Annotated in this window: 16 protein-coding genes; 8 read left to right on the plus strand and 8 right to left on the minus strand. The window is 38.9% G+C overall.

The annotated features are described in order from the left end of the window. The 3 genes from tsaE to ACQ33O_RS05205 all read left to right on the plus strand — a co-directional run bounded on the left by tsaE (position 1) and on the right by ACQ33O_RS05205 (position 5801). Complete coding sequence (gene tsaE / locus ACQ33O_RS05195) at positions 1–408, plus strand: tRNA (adenosine(37)-N6)-threonylcarbamoyltransferase complex ATPase subunit type 1 TsaE (protein WP_430994504.1); 408 nt, start codon at positions 1–3, stop codon at positions 406–408. 49 nt (positions 409–457) lie between these two features. Next, positions 458–1672 carry an alanine dehydrogenase gene (locus tag ACQ33O_RS05200; protein WP_430994505.1) on the plus strand — a complete coding sequence of 405 codons (1215 nt, stop codon included), beginning with the start codon at positions 458–460 and terminating at the stop codon, positions 1670–1672. 244 nt (positions 1673–1916) lie between these two features. Beyond that, positions 1917–5801, plus strand: coding sequence for a hypothetical protein (locus ACQ33O_RS05205; RefSeq protein ID WP_430994506.1), 3885 nt, complete (start codon positions 1917–1919; stop codon positions 5799–5801). 55 nt (positions 5802–5856) lie between these two features. Here ACQ33O_RS05205 and ACQ33O_RS05210 read toward each other — a convergent pair whose 3' ends face one another. From ACQ33O_RS05210 to ACQ33O_RS05220, 3 genes are all read right to left on the minus strand, one after another. Then, positions 5857–6471, minus strand: a complete 615-nt coding sequence (locus ACQ33O_RS05210) for an ABC transporter ATP-binding protein (RefSeq protein ID WP_430994507.1) — start codon at positions 6469–6471, stop codon at positions 5857–5859. A gap of 25 nt (positions 6472–6496) precedes the next feature. Further along, positions 6497–7294: an acyl-ACP--UDP-N-acetylglucosamine O-acyltransferase gene (lpxA, locus tag ACQ33O_RS05215; RefSeq protein ID WP_430994508.1), complete on the minus strand. Its 798-nt coding sequence runs from the start codon at positions 7292–7294 to the stop codon at positions 6497–6499. A gap of 135 nt (positions 7295–7429) precedes the next feature. Then, positions 7430–8131: a metal-dependent transcriptional regulator gene (locus tag ACQ33O_RS05220; protein WP_430994509.1), complete on the minus strand. Its 702-nt coding sequence runs from the start codon at positions 8129–8131 to the stop codon at positions 7430–7432. 91 nt (positions 8132–8222) lie between these two features. Here ACQ33O_RS05220 and ACQ33O_RS05225 point away from each other — a divergent pair, with 91 nt between their 5' ends. Genes ACQ33O_RS05225 through ACQ33O_RS05235 form a run of 3 tightly spaced genes read left to right on the plus strand, consistent with a single transcriptional unit; the run spans position 8223 to position 11082 of the window. Continuing rightward, positions 8223–9416, plus strand: coding sequence for a di-heme oxidoredictase family protein (locus ACQ33O_RS05225; protein WP_430994510.1), 1194 nt, complete (start codon positions 8223–8225; stop codon positions 9414–9416). Then, a complete protein-coding gene (locus ACQ33O_RS05230; RefSeq protein ID WP_430994511.1) occupies positions 9416–9856 on the plus strand; it encodes a Rieske (2Fe-2S) protein in 441 nt (146 codons plus the stop codon). Before ACQ33O_RS05225 ends, ACQ33O_RS05230 begins: the two co-directional genes overlap by 1 nt. Further along, positions 9853–11082, plus strand: a complete 1230-nt coding sequence (locus tag ACQ33O_RS05235) for a hypothetical protein (RefSeq protein WP_430994512.1) — start codon at positions 9853–9855, stop codon at positions 11080–11082. The genes ACQ33O_RS05230 and ACQ33O_RS05235 overlap by 4 nt, the downstream gene beginning before the upstream one ends. Positions 11083–11085: 3 nt before the next feature. Here ACQ33O_RS05235 and ACQ33O_RS05240 read toward each other — a convergent pair whose 3' ends face one another. The 5 genes from ACQ33O_RS05240 to ACQ33O_RS05260 form a co-directional block, all read right to left on the minus strand. Beyond that, on the minus strand, positions 11086–11718 hold the full coding sequence (locus ACQ33O_RS05240) for an outer membrane beta-barrel protein (protein WP_430994513.1): 633 nt from the start codon (positions 11716–11718) through the stop codon (positions 11086–11088). Positions 11719–11794: 76 nt separating this feature from the next. Further along, a complete protein-coding gene (locus tag ACQ33O_RS05245; protein WP_430994514.1) occupies positions 11795–12190 on the minus strand; it encodes an OsmC family protein in 396 nt (131 codons plus the stop codon). Positions 12191–12428: 238 nt separating this feature from the next. Beyond that, positions 12429–12977 (minus strand): hypothetical protein, encoded by a 549-nt coding sequence (locus ACQ33O_RS05250; RefSeq protein ID WP_430994515.1) that lies wholly within the window; start codon positions 12975–12977, stop codon positions 12429–12431. A 239-nt stretch (positions 12978–13216) separates the two neighbouring features. After that, entirely contained in the window at positions 13217–13738 is a 522-nt protein-coding gene (locus ACQ33O_RS05255; RefSeq protein WP_430994516.1) for a hypothetical protein, read from the minus strand. A gap of 153 nt (positions 13739–13891) precedes the next feature. Further along, entirely contained in the window at positions 13892–14827 is a 936-nt protein-coding gene (locus ACQ33O_RS05260; protein ID WP_430994517.1) for a helix-turn-helix domain-containing protein, read from the minus strand. 351 nt (positions 14828–15178) lie between these two features. Between ACQ33O_RS05260 and gyrB the strand changes: the two genes are divergently transcribed. Continuing rightward, positions 15179–17158, plus strand: a complete 1980-nt coding sequence (gene gyrB, locus ACQ33O_RS05265) for a DNA topoisomerase (ATP-hydrolyzing) subunit B (RefSeq protein ID WP_430994518.1) — start codon at positions 15179–15181, stop codon at positions 17156–17158. A 194-nt stretch (positions 17159–17352) separates the two neighbouring features. Next, the gene (locus ACQ33O_RS05270; RefSeq protein WP_430994519.1) at positions 17353–19332 is read left to right on the plus strand and encodes a PKD domain-containing protein; all 1980 of its coding nucleotides are present in this window, start codon (positions 17353–17355) and stop codon (positions 19330–19332) included. The last annotated feature ends 61 nt before the right edge of the window (positions 19333–19393 follow it).

The raw sequence follows: 19393 nt of genomic DNA on the forward strand, positions 1-19393 counted from the left end.
ATGGAGGTAATTTTTTCATTAAATGACATAGGTATTGCTGCCCAAAAGATCATTGATATGGGCTTGAACAATAAGGTTGTTGCTTTGCATGGAGATATGGGTGCAGGCAAGACAACACTTGTGCATACTATTTGTGAACGATTGGGTGTGCAAGGCAATACTTCTAGTCCTACATTTTCAATTATAAATCAATATAAAACGGATAAGGGTAGTTCAATTTATCATATTGATCTATACCGTTTGAAAGGTGAGGCAGAAGCAATACAAGCCGGAGTAGAAGACTGTCTTTTTTCAGGAGATATTTGCTTTGTCGAATGGCCCGATCGGGCACCGGGGATCTTGCCGGATGAAACATTGCATCTGAAAATTTCTATTGGGGAAAATAATAGCAGAAAAATTGAATGGTAAATGCTGCGTATTCATTTTTAATTATTAATTTTTCATTCTCAATCATTATATGGCAACTTCAAAACCGTTCATATCTCCATCATTTACTTACGAAACACTGGAAGAAACACTGGATGTAAAACCAAAGGGGGCGGTATTATTTATTGGAATACCAAGAGAGAGTTCCTATAACGAAAACAGGATCACCCTAACTCCTGAAGCAATCGGCGTATTGGTAGCCAATGGTCATAGAGTGATCATGGAAACAAAGGCCGGTAACGGTGCCAGCTATAGCGATAAAGATTACAGTGAAGCCGGTGCTCAGATAGCATACGATAAGAAAGCGGTTTTTGAATGCGATATTCTTGTAAAAAGCGCACCTGTAAGTGAAGAAGAATGCGAATTGTTGAAACCGAATCAATACATCATTTCTCCTATACACATTACCGTAATGAAGAGGGAGATATTGCAAAAAATGATGGAAAAGAAGATCACTGCGTTGAGCTTTGAGAATTTGAAAGATGCAAGCGGTCATAACCCAATTGTACGTAGTATGAGTGAGATAGCCGGAAGTGCTGTTATGCTGATCGCAGGACAATATCTAAGCAATGCCAATCAGGGTAAAGGCGTATTGGTAGGAGGTATCAGCGGTATTCCGCCAACTAAAGTAATTATCATTGGCGCTGGTATTGTTGGCGAATATGCTGCTCGTACAGCTTTGGCAATGGGAGCCAGTGTAAAAATATTTGATAATAGCATCTACAAATTAAAACGTTTGCAAAACAATATCGGTGGTCGTTTGTGGACCTCCGTTATAGAGCCAAAAATTCTTGCTAAACAATTAAAGACTTGTGATGTGGCCGTAGGTGCATTAAATAGCTCGGGAGGAAGAACGCCACTTGTTGTTACTGAAGAAATGGTAAGTAATATGCGGCCGGGAACAGTGATTGTTGATGTTAGCATCGATCGTGGAGGTTGTTTTGAAACCAGCGATGTAACTACGCATGAAAAGCCCGTCTTCAGAAAATATGATGTCATACATTATTGCGTTCCGAATATACCAAGTGGCTTTGCCCGTACGGCGAGCCAGGCTATCAGCAATGTATTGATGCCTTTGCTCCTGGAAACTGCGGAAAATGGTGGCATTGAAAATCTTATATGGCGGAAAGAGAATATACGAGCCGGTATATATATGTTCAAAGGGGCATTGACCAACTACTACTTAAGCGAAAGATTTAATTTGAAATACACTGATCTGGCTTTGCTTGTAGCCAGTAAGCGCTAAGACAGCATGAATATATTAGATTTGGAAAAAATACTTGCTTTTTAACAATAGCTATATTACCTTAGTAGTCAATCCCAAGAATACCTGTTCATCCGACCCTACCTAATACCTCTACAATTGTTCTTTTTATAGTGTTGCACTTGCGTAACATTTAGTTGGTACGTCAATATCCTTCCGAAACATACCGCATTCGTCCATATCAGAAATGCCGAAACCCCTTTTTCGTTAACTACAAATTTAAGTTATGAGAACTTTTTCCCTTACACGGACTCCCTTACACAAGAGTTATTTAAAAAATCCGTGGTTATTGCCGTATTTTAAAAGCATACGAAATTCGATATTGCTTTTTTTGCTAACCTTTTTTTCTTTTAGTTCTTTTAGTCAGGGCATAGCGCCTGTATTGACACCGACCGGTGGTTTTCATATAGATGGAAACTTAGTTGCCAATAGTCCTGCTGCCAATGTTGGTGACTGGGTTGCTGGTGCAGGTGGTACCGGTGGCTTCGTTATCAATAACGATGGGTCGGTTTTAAATTCAGCTACTACGTTCAATATTTTTGATCCGTATGATGATAAAACAAATGATGTCATTTTTACGGAAGGTAGTAAGGGTTATATGAGTCCAGCCGAATGGTCATGGGTTGAAGGATCTCCACCAAATAAAAATGAGATCAACCGTGCATTATTACATATTGCCCAAGCTGCTAATGGTGATGTGTGGTTAATGATGGGAGGAGATAGGAGTGATGTAGAAGGAACGGCTTATATAGATTTTGAATTATTACAAAATACTGTAACAAGAGCGCCGGGAGGTGGTTTTACTACAGCCGGTCCTCATGGAGGCAGAACAATAAATGATCTATTGATCACTATTGAATACAATAATGGCGGCGGTGTAAGTAGTATTATTTATTTTAGATGGTTACCGGATGGTAATAATAAATATTCTTATCATGAAATCACTCCGGGGCCGCTTGGGTTTGCTGTTACAAATAACTTAGATGGCGTAAGTGTGCCTTTTTTGGCTTTTGGTAATCCTACTTACGACGGCCTTCAATTTGTTGAAGCTGGTGTTAATGTAAGTCAGGTGATTAACTTCCAAAATGAAGATCCTTGTATAGGCTTTAATGTAAAAACGGTTTTTATAAAAACAAAAGCATCCTCTTCACTATCAGCTGCTTTGAAAGATCTGGTAGAACCAATACAGGTTGGTTTCAATATTAATGAAGCAACACTTGATGCTGTTGGACCTTTGTGTGCAAGTGGCGGAGCTGTTTCACTTTTGGGTAGCCCCGCCGGTGGTACATATAGCGGTGTCGGGGTTAGCGGAAATTCTTTCGATCCTTCAATTGCAGGCCCGGGAGATCACGTTGTTACATATACAAAACAATTTAGTGAGCTATGTTCTAAACAGGCTCAGATCACAATACATGTAGATGCATCTTCAGTAGCCGGAACGGTTAACGGTGCTGCAACCGTGTGCTCAGGATCTAACGGAGGCTCAGTGTCTGTAACCGGTAAAACGGGTAATGTGGTCCGATGGGAAATTATGTCGCAGGGTGGAAACTGGACAACCATTCCTAATGCTGCAGGTCTATCATCAATTAATTACAGTAATCTTACTACAACAACTTCTTACAGAGTAGTTGTAAAAAGCGGTGTATGTCCGGAAGCTACTTCAGCTCCTGCTACCATTACGGTAACGGCTCCATCTGTAGCGGGTGTAGTTGCCGGCGCTGCAACTGTATGTTCCGGATCGAATGGAGGGTCGGTTTCAGTAAGCGATAAAACGGGTGATGTAGTTAGATGGGAAATGATGCCGCAAGGCGGTAGCTGGTCAACTGTTCCAAATTCCGCAGGACTTATATCTATTAATTATAGTAATCTCACAGCAACGACATCATACAGAGTAGTTGTAAAAAATGGCGTATGCCCTGAAGCTACTTCTGCTCCTGCTGTAATTACAGTAAATGCAGCTTCAGTTGCAGGTACTGTTGGTGATGCAGCAACAGTTTGTACAGGTTCTAACGGTGGTTCAATATCTGTGACCGGTAAAGTAGGCGATGTGGTTAGATGGGAAATGATGCCGCAAGGTGGAAGTTGGTCAACGGTAACAAACTCGGCTGGTCTGACATCTATCAATTATAGTAATCTTACAATAACAACCTCGTACAGGGTAGTTGTAAAAAGCGGAGTATGTCCGGAAGCAACTTCAGCTCCGGTTACTATTACTGTAAATGCAGGTTCTGTTGCTGGTACAGTAGGTAACGCCGCAACAGTTTGTTCCGGTTCTAATGGTGGTTCAGTTTCTGTAACCGGTAAAGTAGGCGATGTGGTTAGATGGGAAATGATGCCGCAAGGTGGTAGCTGGTCAACTGTTCCTGGTTCAGCCGGATTGACTTCTATCAATTATAGCAATTTAACAATAACAACCTCATATAGAGTAGTAGTTAAGAGTGGTACTTGTCCTGAAGTGACTTCTGCTCCTGTTACAATAACAATCACTACTCCTACTGTAGCCGGTACCGTTAGTGGCGCCGCATCTGTATGCTCAGGATCAAATAGTGGTTCGGTATCTGTAAGTGGTCAGGTAGGTAGTATAGTTAAATGGCAGAGAATGCCGCAGGGAGGCAGCTGGACAGATATTGCTGGTTCAGCCGGTCTTACTTCTATCAGCTATAGCAATCTTGCAGTTACAACATCGTACAGAGTAGTAGTTAAAAACGGGGTTTGTCCTGAAGCTACTTCTGCTCCAGTTACAATTACTGTTACGCCTCCTGCTGTTGGCGGTAGTGTTACGGGAAGAACATTACAATGTGATAATAATACAGGAGGAACGTTAACGTTGACAGGTTATTCCGGAACAATAGTACGGTGGGAAAAATCTTCCAATAATGGTGCTACCTGGATTCCGATCGCTAATACAACCAATACACTTACGTATGGTTTACTGACTCAAAAAACCATATTCAGAGCAGTTGTACAACAAGGAGATTGCCCTATCGTTTATTCTAACCCACTAACGGTAGTGGTTATATCCTGCGGACCGGTTGGTAATCATTGCACCTATACCCAAGGATTCTATGGTAATGTTGGTGGCTTAGGATGTAGCGGAGGTTTGGAAACAGGTAATGTGATGGAAGCTGCATTACCAAAAATGATCAAAGCATTTGATTATATCGGGCAAACCAAATTTGTGTTTGGTCGTGCCGACATTGGAGGTGTATCAACAGACGATAGAGCTTTTACTTTGTTTAAAGAAGATGTAACGAATATGAATATCTTCAAAATGTTGCCTGGTGGTGGTACAGCGGGTGCATTGGGTAGCAAGCCGGGAGGTACAACATATGGTGATACTTATGAAGGTTCAACTTATAGCGTTGCAAGTACCTGGGATGGTGTTCCTATCTCACCAAACGGATCTACCAAAGGCAAGATCAGAAATGTATTGCTGGCACAAACCATTACTTTGTTCTTCAATATGAATAATGGCACCAATCTTTCAGCATTCGCATTGCATGACACATTATATGTGCAAAATTTTGATTGCTTATCAGGTAATGCAATTGAAACAGCTCCGGTGCTGCAATTTGGAATACCACATAATGTCATTACTTATTTGACTTATAACGGTGGTACTTATTCGAAAGATGTTGCCGGTTTATTCAAATTAGCTAACGACATTTTAGGAGGTGTAACCATTAGCGGCATAACCGCAGCTGATGTAAATAAAGCTGTTGATCAAATCAATAATGCATTTGATGGTTGTCGTTCAATGGTGGGTTTTTATGATATACCTATTCCGCCAACACAAGTGAATGGAAGAACAATGCCTGTTACTTACAATAGCATGATAGATTCAAAATCAACATTGAAAGTTGCAGCGTATCCTAATCCATACAGAGATCGTGTGAAGTTTACAGTGAGATCTGCTGTAGCGGGTAATGCTACTTTGGATGTCTATAATATGCTGGGACAAAAAGTTGCAAATCTTTATAAAGGATATGTGTTTGCCGATAAATATTTGTACATCGATTACGAGGTATTACCAAGTAATAGAGAAAACCTGATTTATATTTTCAAAGTGGGAAACCAACAGATCAGCGGTAAATTAATAAATCCGCAATAATAAAGTGTTTCATCGCTTTATAAAGGTTGTTTCATATTATTTGAAACAACCTTTTTTATTGTTTATAATTTGAGATATTGATCACTTCGTCACAAAAGTCATACTCGTGTTTATCATTACTGCTAATGATAACGAGTTTGTCTGTTGTGTAATTGTCGATTAAAGATCGATAGAGCGATATACCTTCCGCATCTAAGTTTGTGGTGGGTTCATCTAAAAGAAGAATAGGTGCTTTAGTAAAGAAAGCCTGCGCCAGTTTTAATCGTTGTTTCATGCCGCTACTGAAATAGCGTATTTGTTTGTTGGCGGCATGCTTTAACCCGATAATCTCAAGAATTGCTATTTCGTTCAAACTTAATTGTTTAAAGCTATGGTGGAATTTTAAAAATTCAACAGCCGTCATTTCTTCAATGAGTTCAAGATAAGGAGCAGCAATAGACACGTAATTGTATTCTTCAGCAGTTGCTATTATTTTGCCGTTGAGCGAATATTGAATTTTACCCTGATTGTATGAAACCGCTCCGCTGATGACTTGCAATAAAGTCGATTTTCCGGAACCATTAGGGCCTGTGATCGCATACTTTTTGCCGAGATCAAATTGAAGATTGATTTGCCTGAAGATCCATTCTCTGTTAAAGCGTTTGCCTGTATTGGTAAGTTGTATTTGCATCTGTCAGCGATAATGAATTTTAAAACTATTCATCATCTAAACTACCTTTTGTGAATTTTTTGATGATGCCTCTGCCGCTTTCACGAATAAAAGTTACAATTTCATCTCTTTCGTCGGTTGCAGTAATTTCTTCTTCGATGAAATTAAGGGCCTGAGATGTATTCATACCCTTGTTGAAGATGATTCTGTATATATCCAATATCTGGTTGATACTGTCCAAAGAAAATCCACGACGTTTCAGTCCGATAGAATTTACGCCGGCATAACTTAATGGCGTACGACCGGCTTTTATATAAGGTGGTACATCTTTACTCACCAACGATCCCCCACTGATAAAAGTGTGTTGGCCGATTGCAACAAACTGGTGTATGGCACACATGCCGCCAATGATAGCAAAATCGCCAACTACAACATGGCCTGCAACTTGTGTATTGTTACTCATGATACAGTTGTTGCCGATCAAACAATCGTGAGCTATATGGCTATAAGCCATGATCAAACAATTGTTCCCAACTTTCGTTGTCCACCTGTCTTTACTACCACGATTAATGGTTACAAATTCACGTATAGTTGTATTGTCACCAATTTCAACAGTAGTACTTTCTCCGTCAAACTTAAGGTCTTGTGGAATAGCGGCTATAACAGCACCCGGAAATATTCTGCAATTTTTACCGATTCTTGCACCCTCCATAATGGTAACATTACTGCCGATCCAAGTGCCTTCACCAATTTCTACATTTTGATGAATTACACTGAACGGATCAACTTTTACATTGGGGGCAAGTTTAGCGTTCGGGTGAATGTACGTGTGTGGGTGAATCATTTATACCAGGTTAAATTTTATTGCATCTGCAAAAATAGGCGAATCTCTTTATTAGAATCAATGTTTTATATAAAAGTCAAATAAGTTGGATGAGTTGCTGCATTTGAGGATATTTTTTTTGATAAAAGGCTTGTCTTACTCAACCATTATCTTTTTTGCCGCTTCGGCACTTAAATACACTTCTTTTTTGCCTTTCAGTTCTACCAGCAATGATTTGTCGAAATCCTGCACTTCTTTTACTGTAATATGATCTGCCAATGCAATGCCTTGTTTGTCCAAATATTTTAAAAAAGAAGCCGTATTGTCTCCAACCTTTACCACTTTTACTTTTTTCCCGATGGCAGTTTCTGAAAGTAGCCTGCTTTTAATAACGGGCATTTTCCCTTTTTTATCAGGAATTGGGTCGCCATGAGGATCAAAACCCGGGTTGCCTAAAAAGGTTGCCAGCTCATCGAGTAATTTGTCAGATTGTATATGTTCCAATTGTTCAGCTACTTCATGCACTTCATCCCAGGTAAAATTCAAGTGATCTACAAGAAAGGTTTCCCAGAGCCTGTGCTTACGTATAACTTTTACGGCTGCCATCCAGCCATCCTTTGTAAGCTTTGCTCCATTGGTACGATTGTATTCAATCAGTTTTTTTTCATCCAGCTTTCTGAGCATTTCGGTAACAGAGGCAGGGTTAATAGCCAGACTTTCAGCTATTAATTGATTACCGACCCTGTTTTCTGATTGGTAGGTGGCTGAAAAAATAGCTTTGAGGTAATTTTCTTCTGTAACTGATATGTTCATACTTACCGCAAAAATAACCTTCTTAGCGTAAGTAAAACACATCATAGCTAATTTTTTATATAATATTATCCTAATAAATTAAATTTGGGTACCCTAAATTATTGAGTATATTTGCCGGGTACAAATTTTGGCATACATGAAGAAGAGTTTTTTTGTCATTGCATGTATTGCAGCAGTGGTAATTGTTTCCTGTTCAAAATTGGAACCCGGAACTCCTGCTGATGATACATTGCTGGATGGTCCAGTTGATGGTTTAACAACTGCACAGTCGGCACAATTCCTTTCAGGAGATATTGCATTCAATGATGAGGTTTTTACAAAAGAAACAGGGCTTGGTTCTATATTCGTAGCAACCAGTTGTGGCAGTTGCCATGCCGGCGATGGTAAAGGGCACCCTTTTACAACACTGATCAGATTCGGACAAGTTGATAGTACAGGTAACAAGTTTTTACATTTAGGTGGGCCACAGTTGCAGAATAGGTCTTTACCGGGCTTTGTGCCTGAGCAAATTCCTGCAGGAGCCACTTCATCAAGGTTTATGCCGCCGGCCAATACAGGGTTAGGTTTTATAGAACTGGTGTCTGATGCCGATATCATTGCAATGAGTGATCCGAACGATTTGAACGGAGATGGGATAAAAGGAGTGCCGAACTGGAATGAATTGCCGGCATTCATAACACCCGGGCCTGATGCAGCAACAAGAAACGGAAAATATATTTGCCGTTTTGGTAAGAAAGCGAGTGCCTTCAATTTGTTGCACCAAACTGTGAATGCATACAATCAGGATATAGGTATCACTTCTTCTTTTTCTCCAAAAGATGTTTACTCCGGTTTGGATGTTGATCCTGAGGTTGCTAACAAAACAGTGCATGATGTGGTGTTTTATCTGCAAACACTGAAAGCGCCAATTCAACGAAATCAAAATGATGCAGATGTAATTGCAGGTAAACAGCTTTTTATCAGCAGTAATTGTTCAGGCTGTCATAAAACTGAATTAAAAACAGGCTATTCGCCGATTGCTGCCTTGAGTAATAAAACATTTGCGCCTTATACCGATCTGCTGGTGCATGATATGGGCCCTGGTTTGGATGATGGTTATACAGAAGGTACAGCCAAAACAAGTGAGTGGAGAACCCCGCCATTGTGGGGTTTGGGTCTTTCACCAAATTCGCAGGGAGGGCAATATTTTTTAATGCACGATGGCAGAGCAAAATCTATTGAAGAAGCCATTCAGTTGCATGGTGGAGAAGCAACCAATTCTAAAAATAGTTTTAACGCACTTACAGAACTTGAAAAACAGCAATTGATCAAATTTTTAAAAAGTTTATAATGGACAGAAGAAAATTTATTAAAACTGGTTGTATCAGTTGTATCAGCGGCGGATTGATATTGGGTATGCTGGAAAGTTGTAGCAGTACAAAAATTGCCAATGCAAAAATTTTAGGTTCTGATATGATCGTACCATTAACCGATTTTGAAATAAGAAAAGGAAATAAAAAGGAATTCAAAAAATATCTTGTCGTGCAAAATGAAATATTGCAGTATCCTATTTGCGTTTATCGTTTTGATGAAAATAACTACGAAGCCTTGTTGATGAAATGCACACACCAGGGAGCAGAGCTGCAGGTATTTGGAGATAAGCTGCAATGCCCTGCACATGGCAGCGAATTCAATAATCATGGTTTGGCTGAAACAGGCCCGGCCAATACAGCATTGAGAACATTCCCCATCACTATTGTAGATAATCAATTAAAAATATCTTTGAAATGAGATTGAACATATTTGCATTTATTCTTTTTACCCTTGTTGGTTTTTCTTCGCAGGCTCAGATAGATCCTACACTTTTAAGAAGAGCACCTAAAGACACATCCAAGCCTTTAATGAATATGGATGCCATGTATAACCGACCGGCTTTACAGGTAGGCAAACTGCCTGTTTCTTTGGGCGGTTATGTAGAAACGAATTGGCAACATTTGGGTACAGATGGTATTTCTGAAGGGCATCAATTTCAATTCAGGAGATTGACACTTTTTGTATCATCAACCATTACTAAAAGAATTAAATTTTTATCGGAGATAGAATTCGAACCTGCTGAAAAAGAAATTGCTGTTGAATTTGCAGCGGTGGACGTAGAGTTTCATCCTTTGTTGAATTTAAGAGGAGGGATGATCGTTAATCCGATCGGCGCATTCAATCAAAATCACGATGGCCCTAAATGGGAATTTATAGATAGGCCAATTGCTGCTACACAAATGCTGCCGGCTACCTGGAGCAATGCTGGCTTTGGTTTATATGGAAAGTACTATAAAAAGAACTGGATGTTTGGCTATGAATTGTATGCAACAAGTGGTTTTGATAATTCCATCATTGAAAACAATCTCAATAAAACATATTTACCGGCAGCTAAGAACAACGCAGAACGTTTTGAAGAATCTGCCAGCGGTGAACCTTTACTAACGGGTAAGCTTGCCCTAAGAAATACAAAAGTCGGAGAGATCGGGTTATCGTATATGGGTGGTATTTATAATAAATGGAAAGATGATGGACTGATCATAGACACAAAAAGAAGATGCGATGTATTGGCTGTTGATCTCAATACAACCATTAAAAAAACAAATACAACTATTATTGGTGAATGGGCATGGATCTTCGTTGATGTGCCATCAACCTATTCGCAACAATTCGGTAATAAGCAGCGTGGTGGTTTTATAGATATAGTGCAACCGCTTATTAAAAAAAGAATGTTGGGATGGAATGATGCAGTATTGAATCTTTCCTGCAGAGCAGAATATGTAGATTGGAATGTTGGAAAATTTAAAGAAACCGATACCAATATTGCAGATGAGCTATGGAGTATAATGCCTGCCGTTAGTTTCAGGCCCGGATCGCAAACAGTATTTCGGATAAACTATCGTTTTCAAAAACAAAATGACCTGCTGGGAAATCCTGCAGCAAAGACTGCAGGATTTAGTTTTGGAATTGCTACCTATTTTTAATGCTTATTTCTTTTTATCAAATATTGCATAAGACGCATAAAATAAAAAGTTTTTACTTTTTATATAAGCACCGTTTGATATCCTATCTTTTGGGATAAGGTTAACCACACCAATGTTATACTGTATGCCAAGGTTTAGTTTTTTTGCTCTTACAGAAGCTTTAAAAGTAAGCCCGGCATCCATACTTTTTCTGTTGTCTTCAGTGCCATTACCAAAACTCATTTTCTTAAAGTCATCAATGGCCAATACTTTAAATTTACCCGATGCAGCAATGCCTACAAATGGTCCTGCTCCAAATGCTAAGCCCATTTCATCCCTTGAGCCGGGTGAATGAACTACTATTGATAAAGGCGCAGCAAGCGTAAGGTAATTAACAATTACTTTGCCTCCGGTAGTGGATTCATAGCCTGTTTTTAAATAAGATAAAACAGGATTCACTGCAAGTTCAACTTCATCTTTATGTTGTATATGAAGGTAAGTTTCGAGCCCTATACCAAAAGCAAAATTACCATTGCCTTTACCGTTATTGGTTTTTACATTGCTGGAGCCAAAATCTAACTTGGCATATATCGGACTGTTTTGTGCGGTTGCAAAAACAGTAGTAAAGGTCAGGAAAAGTAGAAGTGTTGTTTTCATTGTTTAAATTTTTGTAAACTTAAACAAGGTGTTGAATGAATGGTGTACCCAATGAAGGGTATTTTGTGTGGAGTGTTTAACTAATAGTTACGTTGAGTCCCTTTCTTAAAGTATTGTGTATCTCTGCAACTTTGTCTGTGTGTTCGATCAACGCTTTAATTTCTTCAGTTGTTGCATCTGCTATCACATTTGCTTTGTATTGAAAATTTGAACCGGGTTCACCTTCTCCACCAAAATCACCCGTTACAATAACTTCCACATCGGAAACAACCATATTTCTCTTTGCCGCCTCACGGTAAATGTCATTGCAAAAACAAGTTGCTAACGAGAGCAGTAAGAGCTCCCCACCATTTATAGATGAGCCATAACCTGAAGACTTCGGCGCAATGGCTATTTCTTTTATTGAATCATTTGTTTGAACAGTTGTTTCCAGTTGATTCAATTTACTTTTAATGCTTGCTGAAATTTTCATTGTTTTATAATTGAAATTCGAAAGTGGTTGATGGAAAGAACGAACAGGGCTTGCTGCTGTGCTGGAATTTTATAACGTCCAGCACGGAACTGAAGCCCAATAAAATTACTGATGATGAAGATAGCAACAAAAGCTGATAGAATTACGTCTGACCAAACCGCTGCTGATACTGAACAAAAGATGAGGAGTTATTCTTCAGCCAGCATAGCAGCAAACCGATTGTTGTGCGTTCGTGTTGTCAGTCAATGAACTTAAAACTTGATATTAGTCTGGCTATAACTTTGTCATCAAGAGCCCGTCCATTAGTTTGAATTTCAACAGTCCTGTCTGCTTTGCAGAAATAGAAAAATTGGCATTCACCTGCTGCTGCATGAAAACCATTTTCCTTACAACTAATACCACAGATATTGTCGTGCCGAATACCTTTCCAATTTTTCCCTTTGATAAATTTAACTGGAACGTCATGCCTTACTCTGTCACTCGTCACGTAGTCGTCACCATTTTTGTCGAATTGCTGAAATAAAAGTGTGTCCAAGCCATAGTTGTCAAAGTCCATTCTAAACACAATTCCTTCAAAGCAATCCCTGTAAATGTCCTTTTGAACTTTTGTCGTCGGAATGCAAATAAACCCTTCTTGTTCTTTGCTGTACTTAATTGTCCAATATGTTGGTATGTCAAATGAAATTTTGTGAGCTGTGTCTCTGTACGTCTTGAATGCAATGGTCTGCCCGAAAGAGTTTGTACAAAAGGCAAGCAATATCCAGATAAAATGTGTCAGTTTAACCATGTAAGTTTTGAAGTTGAGAGCTGCTCGAACATGACGCACAACGGCCCGGGTATTTACGAAGGCCGGGAATTAGTATTCCGTCCGCCCATAACCGATGCTGATTGAAAATATTTTGTTGAAGTTAAGAATTGCTGTTCAACGTTGCTCGTCAAGCCCGAACTGAAATTGATCAGTGATTCGCTGCTGATTGTAATTCCGTCTGCCCGGCTTTCGTAATATACCCATGTTGGTGGCAGTTTTTATGAACTCCAACCAAAATGCAGTATGAAGTAAGATTCATTTCCTTCAATTAGGATGTCGTCATTTACATGGTCTTGACCAAAACAGTAGTGAGTGTCAACGCCACTTAGCAAATAAATATTGACCAAACCAATTTTGTCCAAAAAGCAAGTTAGGTTTAGTTTAAACTGACTTTCAAGTGGTTTATACAATTCAGTTACTTGTTCTCGTATGTCCAAACTTGTTTTATGGTTACTCCAGTAATTAAGCTTTTCTTCTAAAATAAATTCAAAATCATCAACAAGTTTTAGAACTAAATTTTCAGGGTCTCGGTCGGTAACATAAATTTCTTTTTTTTGGCTTTCACTAAAAAAATAGGGGTGCTTGTATTTTTCATATTGTCGCAGATAGCTTTTCAATTTATCTACGATACTGCTGCCTGAGGGCAATTCTATTTTTGTAAAATGATATTGCCCACCGCAATTCGATGTTTCGCCTTGCAGTTGTTGCAGTAATAAGTTCAATCGTTCTTCGTCTGTCATAGTAGAGGGTTTCAAAATTGCCACCAACACATAAATATATGACACTATAACCTATTATCAAAAATTGCAGCTAATTAAAAATCAATGGTTTAATGTTATACATTTTGTATTGTTCATTACGCCAATGACATTAGCTCAAAAAATGAAAACAAATTAATGCAACAACAACTCACAAGGTTTAATACCTGTGTGCTTTTTAAAAGCAGTGCTAAAGTGGGAGATAGATGAGTAGCCAAGCATTGCAGAAACCTCGGTTACGCTCAGGCCTTTATCGTACAATAAATATTTAGCATGTTCCATTCTTTGGCTTTGGTAAAAATCAAAGATGGTAGTACCAAACATTTCTTTAAATCCTTTTTTAAGATAACATTCGTTGATAGCCACTTTACGGCTTAATGCTTTAATCGTTAAAGGCTCACCGATATGTTGTAGTAAAACTTCTCTTGCTTTGGTGATCTTGTCTCTATCAGCTTCGTTGGCAAGGAATTTACAATTGAATACTTCTATTTTTTCACCCATCATACAATCCATACTGTACAACAACAGGATCTGCGTTTGAGCATTCACGAAAATATTTTCTAAAGTATCGGTGTAGGTATGATTCAATAAAGCTTCAATGGCCAGTCTGGTTTTACCACATAAAGGCAATTGCTTACTGAAAGAAGTAGTATGTTTAAAAGCCAATACATCGTCCGATATATCCATTTGCTTTTTACCTTTTACAAACTGAGTAAGGTAAGATGGTTTAAAGGTGAAACTTAAAACATCCACACTATTTACCTTTTCAATACAGGTTTTAGATTCACTGTGTTTACAAAAATCACACTCTGTTTGTTTTTCTCTGCAATACACATTGCCGGTAACACAAAATTTTAGCTCGAGGTAATTGGCCTCAGGGTTATTTTTCTCGTAATGATATACCAGCATACCCATATCGTCCACATTCCAGTCAGACATCTGCCTGTAACGTCTGATAGAATACTGAACCGATCCCGGAACGGTACGGTCAATATCCTGCAAAACGTCCAGTTCGTCTAAAGCGAAAGGCTGTTTTTGAGCCAAGGTTAATATGTCTTTGTATTGATACATTGATAAACTTCGATGCAAATATACGTACAAATAGTCAAAAATTTTGTCACATTCACGTAAACGTTATCGATCGATAAGTTATTAGAACACGGAAGACATGGATTGGTATAGATTAGCACTGATTTCTTAGTAAAATTCGTAAACGGTTATTCTAGCCGTAAGCATAAAAATATCCGTTTCTATCCATCTGATCAGTGTCATCCGTGTTCTAATATCCACCGTGTTCCGCATGTGGAAATCTTTGTAAAAAACAGCCTAAATAAGACCATTTAAATTCCCTCAAACACTTGTTTTTACTTATATTTGCAGGAATACAGATTTTGAAAATTTCAAAGAGAATTTACCTTAAATATGAGTACAGAAATTGATGAAGTAATAGCTCCTTCCAATGGCAGCTATGGTGCAGATAGTATCCAGGTTTTAGAAGGTTTAGAAGCAGTCCGTAAACGTCCCGCCATGTACATTGGTGATATCGGCGTAAAAGGCCTGCATCACCTTGTTTATGAAGTGGTCGATAACTCAATTGATGAGGCGTTGGCCGGTCATTGTAAAACCATTTCAGTAACCATTAACGAAGACAATTCTATCACCGTTGAAGATGATGGTCGTGGTATTCCTACCGCCATGCACACAAAAGAAAAACGTAGTGCACTGGAAGTAGTTATGACCGTGTTACACGCCGGTGGTAAATTCGATAAGGATTCTTATAAGGTTTCCGGTGGTTTACATGGTGTGGGGGTGAGTTGTGTGAATGCGTTAAGTACCAAATTACATGTAACGGTTAACAGAGATGGTAAGATATTTGAACAGGAATATGCCATCGGTGTTCCAAAATATCCGGTAAGGGAAATAGGTACTTCCGATAAGCATGGTACCAGGGTGCAATTCTGGCCCGATCTAACCATTTTCACATCTGGCATTTACAATAGAGAAATTCTTGAAGGTCGTTTACGTGAATTGGCTTTCCTGAACAGAAAGATCAGCATTACGATCACCGATCTTAGAGAAAAAGATGATGACGGCAATACATACACGAAGAATTTTTACAGCGAAGGCGGTATTGTTGAGTTTGTAGAAATGCTTGATAAAAATGCCAATCGTCAAACATTATTGCCAACCGTTATTTATTGCGAAGGAAGAGATGAAGCTACGAATGTGGCGGTGGAAGTAGCCATGTTATATAATACAGGTTATCAGGAACATTTGTTCAGTTATGTAAATAACATCAATACCATTGAAGGTGGTACACATGTGGCAGGTTTCCGTCGTTCTATTACAAGAGTATTTAAAAGCTATGGCGAAAAAGAAGGAATGTTCGAAAAAGCCAAAGTAGAAATTGAAGGAGATGATTTCAGAGAAGGGTTGAGTGCGATCATTTCTGTGAAAGTACCTGAGCCGCAATTTGAAGGTCAGACAAAAACTAAATTAGGAAACAGTGAAGTGATGGGTGTTGTAGATACAACGTTGAGTCGTGTGTTATCTGCATTTTTAGAGGAAAATCCTAAAGATGCAAAAACCATCATTCAAAAAGTAATATTAGCAGCACAGGCAAGAGCCGCAGCAAAAAAAGCCCGTGAAATGGTACAACGTAAGAGTGTACTAACGGGTGGTGGTTTGCCGGGTAAACTGGCCGACTGTTCCGATAAAGATCCTCATCGTTGTGAGTTATACCTGGTGGAAGGGGACTCGGCAGGTGGTACGGCCAAACAAGGTCGTGACAGAAGTTATCAGGCTATCTTACCATTAAGAGGTAAAATATTGAACGTAGAAAAAGCTATGGAGCATAAGATCTACGACAATGAAGAGATCAGAAATATCTTCACTGCATTGGGTGTAAAAATTGGTACGCCAGAAGATCCCAAAGCATTGGACGTTTCTAAACTGCGTTATCATAAATTGATCATTATGACCGATGCCGATGTGGACGGAAGTCATATTGCTACATTGATATTGACTTTTATTTTCAGGTATATGGCACCGTTAGTTGAACAAGGATTTGTTTACATTGCTCAACCACCTTTATATCTTGTTAAGAAAGGGAAAGATCAGGATTATGCTTGGACGGATGAAGAACGCAAGGGCTTGATCCAATTATTCGGACAAGGAAAAGATGACAGCGTAACAACACAACGTTATAAAGGTTTGGGAGAAATGAATGCAGAGCAATTATGGGAAACAACTATGAACCCTGCTACACGTACTTTAAAACAAGTAACCATTGAAAGTGCTGCAGAAGCGGATCGTGTGTTTAGTATGTTAATGGGAGATGAAGTGCCTCCACGTAGAGAATTCATCGAGTCTCATGCTAAGTATGCTAAGATCGATGTGTAATTGATTGTTTCTGAATAATAATAATTTAAAAGGGTTAGCTTAGCTAGCCCTTTTTTGTTAAACCACTCATCAAACAAAATAATCTAGGTAACTTACATGATGTATTTTTATTGATCGTTTTATTGTTCAATATAAGCGACTTACCAAAATATCTTTCTGTGTCTGTAATCGGGAAAAATACCATTCGATCTTTTTTGCTGATAATTTTTGTTGTTATCACCTTCAATTGTTTTTCTCAGGCAAAAGAGTTTTTTATTAAACATGGTAATAATATTACCAGCCTAAGTTGTGGCGAAATGATATTTGCACCCATTACAACTGCAGAAAACAGAAAGACACAAGGAGCTGGATCGATATGGATAAAAAATCCGATCGACCTCACTCAGCCTTTTGATATAAGCTTTGTTGTAAATTTTAATAGATTGATCGGAGCCGATGGAGGCGCTTTTGTTTTAACTGCCGATACGGCAAGTGTTGGTAACAGTAATGATGGACTTGGTTTTGAAGGAATCGATCGATCGCTTGCAGTAACCATCGATCCTGTAAATAATGGTGAAGATGCTGATCCCGGGTTTAGTCATATTGCCATTCAATCTAACGGAGATGTAAACCACAGTACAGCCAATAATTTGGCAGGACCGGTTTCTATAGAAAATTTATACATTGCCGGTTCGAGACCACTAACGTTTAGCCGTATTGTAAAAGTTAAGTGGGAACCAATAGCAAAAAAACTTTCAGTATTTATTGACGGCAATCTATATCTAAGTATTACTGAAGATATTGTTCAAAAAATATTCATGGGTAAGCCAATCGTTTATTTTGGTTTTACGGCATCCAATACTCAATTGCAATATTTTCCGCCAAGAACTGAAATTGAATTCGGGTTTATGCGTTTCTCTTTTGGAACAGTAGTGCCACGTTATAGTACCTCACCCGACTTAGACACCTGCTTTTCAAAACCAATTCTTTTTACAGATAACTCTCGTTATTTTTCAGAAAATATTTATGACAATACAGATATGTTTAAATGGTATTGGGATTTTGGAGATGGTACAAGGTCATCTTTACAGAATCCACCACCGCATACTTATCCCGGTCCCGGTTCATACAAATTTCAATATACCGTTACCAATCAAATAGGTTGTACTGCAGATACCTTTCGTAGGCTAATTACACTGGGATCTATGCCCGTGGTTGATTTTAGTACTTCGCCGGCCTGTTCTAAGGCAGTAACAAGTTTTATAGATATGTCTACCTCTACAGTTGGTGCACCCGTTGTATGGGAATGGGATTTTGATAACGGAATAAAAGGGAATAAAAAAAATGATCAGACAATTTACAACAGCACCGGAGCCAGATCGGTTAGTGTAAAGATCCGAACAGAGTATGGTTGTGAAGCAACCGTTACCAAACAGATCAATATTGCGGAAAGGCCTTCATTGAATTTCAGTTATCAAAAAGATTGCGTTGGTAATGTGCAGTATCTTCCGGCAGTTCAGAACAATACACTGATCGATACATGGGCATGGAATTTTGGCGATCACAGATCATCGGATAAAAAAGAACCCACACATTTCTTTGCTGCAAACGGCGTATATCTGTCATCGTTATATGCTGTGTCTGATAAAGGATGTGTATCCGACACAATTACCAAACCCGTTGCTATTAATACGCTTTATCCGTTTGCCGGTAATGATACTGCTGTTGCTATAGGGCAACCGCTGCGTTTGCAGGGCCGGGGCGGATCTTCTTTTTCATGGGCTCCGTCAACAGGGTTGAGTAATTCAACAATTGCTGATCCTGTAGTTACGATCAATAGAGATCAAACCTATTATCTCACTGTAAAAAATGATATTGGCTGTACTGCAACAGATACCATTAATATTAAAGTGTATGATAGCGTTGCTGTTTTTGTGCCAAGCGCATTCAGTCCGAACAATGATGGATTGAATGATGTGTTACGTGCAGTAACACCCGGTTATACAGTGAACTATTTTGCAGTGTACGACAGGCATGGCAAAATGGTTTTTCAAACCAATAATGCTTCTAAAGGTTGGGATGGAACATTCAATGGAACTCCCCAATACGTAGGAGCCTATGTGTGGATCGTAAGAGCAACCAATTACCGAGGTATAACATTGGTAAAAAAAGGAACGGTGGTATTGGTGAGATGATCTTATCAAAATAAATATTCCCGATCAATTTATGCAAAAAAACCAAAGGCTGCATCAGGTA

The organism is Ferruginibacter sp. SUN002 (assembly GCF_050611725.1).
GTDB lineage: Bacteria > Bacteroidota > Bacteroidia > Chitinophagales > Chitinophagaceae > Ferruginibacter.

Coding starts and splice junctions, on each gene's coding strand:
- ACQ33O_RS05255 (WP_430994516.1), bottom strand. CDS start 13,738: ATGACAGACGAAGAACGATTGAACTTATTACTGCAACAACTGCAAGGC.
- tsaE (WP_430994504.1), top strand. CDS start 1: ATGGAGGTAATTTTTTCATTAAATGACATAGGTATTGCTGCCCAAAAG.
- ACQ33O_RS05220 (WP_430994509.1), bottom strand. CDS start 8,131: ATGATGTGTTTTACTTACGCTAAGAAGGTTATTTTTGCGGTAAGTATG.
- ACQ33O_RS05250 (WP_430994515.1), bottom strand. CDS start 12,977: ATGGTTAAACTGACACATTTTATCTGGATATTGCTTGCCTTTTGTACA.
- lpxA (WP_430994508.1), bottom strand. CDS start 7,294: ATGATTCACCCACACACGTACATTCACCCGAACGCTAAACTTGCCCCC.
- ACQ33O_RS05235 (WP_430994512.1), top strand. CDS start 9,853: ATGAGATTGAACATATTTGCATTTATTCTTTTTACCCTTGTTGGTTTT.
- ACQ33O_RS05240 (WP_430994513.1), bottom strand. CDS start 11,718: ATGAAAACAACACTTCTACTTTTCCTGACCTTTACTACTGTTTTTGCA.
- ACQ33O_RS05230 (WP_430994511.1), top strand. CDS start 9,416: ATGGACAGAAGAAAATTTATTAAAACTGGTTGTATCAGTTGTATCAGC.
- ACQ33O_RS05260 (WP_430994517.1), bottom strand. CDS start 14,827: ATGTATCAATACAAAGACATATTAACCTTGGCTCAAAAACAGCCTTTC.
- ACQ33O_RS05245 (WP_430994514.1), bottom strand. CDS start 12,190: ATGAAAATTTCAGCAAGCATTAAAAGTAAATTGAATCAACTGGAAACA.
- ACQ33O_RS05210 (WP_430994507.1), bottom strand. CDS start 6,471: ATGCAAATACAACTTACCAATACAGGCAAACGCTTTAACAGAGAATGG.
- ACQ33O_RS05200 (WP_430994505.1), top strand. CDS start 458: ATGGCAACTTCAAAACCGTTCATATCTCCATCATTTACTTACGAAACA.
- ACQ33O_RS05205 (WP_430994506.1), top strand. CDS start 1,917: ATGAGAACTTTTTCCCTTACACGGACTCCCTTACACAAGAGTTATTTA.
- ACQ33O_RS05225 (WP_430994510.1), top strand. CDS start 8,223: ATGAAGAAGAGTTTTTTTGTCATTGCATGTATTGCAGCAGTGGTAATT.
- gyrB (WP_430994518.1), top strand. CDS start 15,179: ATGAGTACAGAAATTGATGAAGTAATAGCTCCTTCCAATGGCAGCTAT.